We start from the raw sequence: 1,947 nt of genomic DNA, 5'->3' as shown, positions 1-1,947 counted from the left end.
CCCCTGCCCCGGTCCGCGGCTCCGCCCACCGACCCGCTTCCACCTCCCGCGTCACACCCGGCTCCGCCGACCGCGTCCTGGCCATCTGGTGCCCGGACTGGCCCGTGCTCGCCGTGGGTGCCGATCCCGACACGCCCGCCGCCGTCCTGACCGGCCACGGCGCCCGTCGCACGGTGCTGGCCTGCTCGCCCGCCGCCCGGGCCGCCGGGGTACGACGCGGGCAGGCGGTGCGCGACGCGCAGCGGCACTGCCCCGAACTCACCCTCTATCCGCGCGACGAACGGGCCGAAGAACTCTGCTTCGAGCCCGTGGTCCAGGCGGTCGAGGACCTCGCGGCCGGAGTGGAGGTGGTGCGCCCCGGGCTGATCGTCCTCGCCGCCCGCGGCCCCGCCCGCTACCACGGCGGCGAGGCGATCCTGGCCGCCCGCGTGCGCGTCGCGGTGGCCGACGCGGGCACCCCGGCCGGCGAGCCGCTCGGCTGCGGGGTCGCCGTCGCGGACGGCGCGTTCGCCGCCTGCCTGGCCGCCCGCCATCCCGTCGACGAACCGCTGGTCGTACCGCCCGGCGCCACCCCCGCGTTCCTGGCCCCCCATTCCCTCGACGTACTCGACCTGCCCGAGCTGACCGAACTGCTCGAACGGCTCGGCCTGCGCACCCTCGGCGACTTCGCCGCCCTGCCCGCCGGGTCGGTGGCCAACCGGTTCGGCGTGCTGGGAACCCTCGCGCACCGGCTGGCCCGCGGCCTCGACCCGCGCCCGCCCGCCGCGCGTCGGCCCGGTGAGGACCTCAGCGCCGAGTACGTGTTCGACCTGCCCGCCGAGCGGGATGAGCCGGTGGTCTTCGCCGCCAAGACGCTGGCCGACCGCTGGCGCGCCATCCTGGCCGCGGCCGGAGTGACCAGCGCCGCCGTACGGATCGAGCTGATCACCGAGAGCGGCCGGGAGAGCGTGCGCACCTGGCGCAACGGGGACGCGCTCGGCGCCACGCTGTCCGCCTCCGCCCTGGCCCAGCGGGTGCGCTGGCAACTCGACGGATGGCGGACGCGGTCGGCCCCCGGCGTGCCCGACGCGTCCCACCATTCGGGCGCCAGATCCAGGTCCGGGCCCAATTCTTCTGACGCCGAGTCCGATACCGGGTCCGATGCCGGACCTGACGCCGGCTCCGACCTCCCCGTCGACCCGGTCGTCTGCCTGCGCCTGGTCCCCGGCCCGCTGCAGACCGACACCGGAAGCCAGCAGACGCTGTGGGGTCGGGAGGAGGTGCCGGACCGGGTCGGCCGCGTGGCCGAACGGGTCCAGGCGATGCTCGGCCACGAAGGCGTGGCGCTGCTGCACGAGGCCGGCGGGCGCGATCCGGGCTCCCGGATCAGACGACTGCCCTGGGGCGAGACCCCGTCCATCGGCCCCGCCGAGGACCCCGCGGCGCCGTGGCCCGGAGCCGTACCGCCGCCGGCGCCCGCGCTGGTGCCGGACGAACCGTACCCGGTCGACCTGCTCGACCCGCGCGGCGAGCAGGTCGGCGTGACCGGCCGAGCCCGGCTGACCGCCCGCCCCGCCATCCTCGTCCTCGACGGTGACCGGCTGCCGGTGACCGGCTGGGCCGGCCCCTGGCCGTACCACGAGCGCCCCTGGTCCGCCGCCGTCCGCCGCCGCGCCCGACTGCAACTGTCGGTCGCGGACGGCCGCGCCTTCCTGCTCGCACTCGAGCGCGGAGCCTGGCGGGTGGAGGGGGTGTATCAGTGAGCTTCAACAATCCGATCATGCCGTGGCGGGAGCTCAACCGCACCCTGTCCTGGGCCCGGCACGGCGAACTCGAACTCGCGGACGACGACCTGGAGGAGCGGGACGCGCCGGATGCGCCGGATTCGCCGGACGCGCTCGAGTCGCCCGCCGCGCCCGACACGTCTGATGGCCCTGACACGTCCGCCCGCCCACCATCCCTCCGCCT

At 76.6% G+C, this 1,947-nt stretch carries 1 protein-coding gene and 1 pseudogene; both read left to right on the top strand.

The features are described 5' to 3' along the window. Window positions 1–1,742, top strand: a 1,742-nt coding sequence (locus KDL01_RS40775) for a DNA polymerase Y family protein (RefSeq protein ID WP_307846806.1), incomplete at its 5' end; no start/stop codon positions are given. Then, window positions 1,739–1,947: pseudogene (locus tag KDL01_RS40770) on the top strand (hypothetical protein); the annotation flags it as partial. The gene KDL01_RS40775 and the pseudogene KDL01_RS40770, both read left to right, overlap by 4 nt.

It is taken from the genome of Actinospica durhamensis (assembly GCF_018139695.1).
Taxonomy (GTDB): domain Bacteria; phylum Actinomycetota; class Actinomycetes; order Streptomycetales; family Catenulisporaceae; genus Actinospica; species Actinospica durhamensis.
Note: the sequence above shows the minus strand (reverse complement) of the source record. Positions and strands in the feature narration are given on the sequence as shown.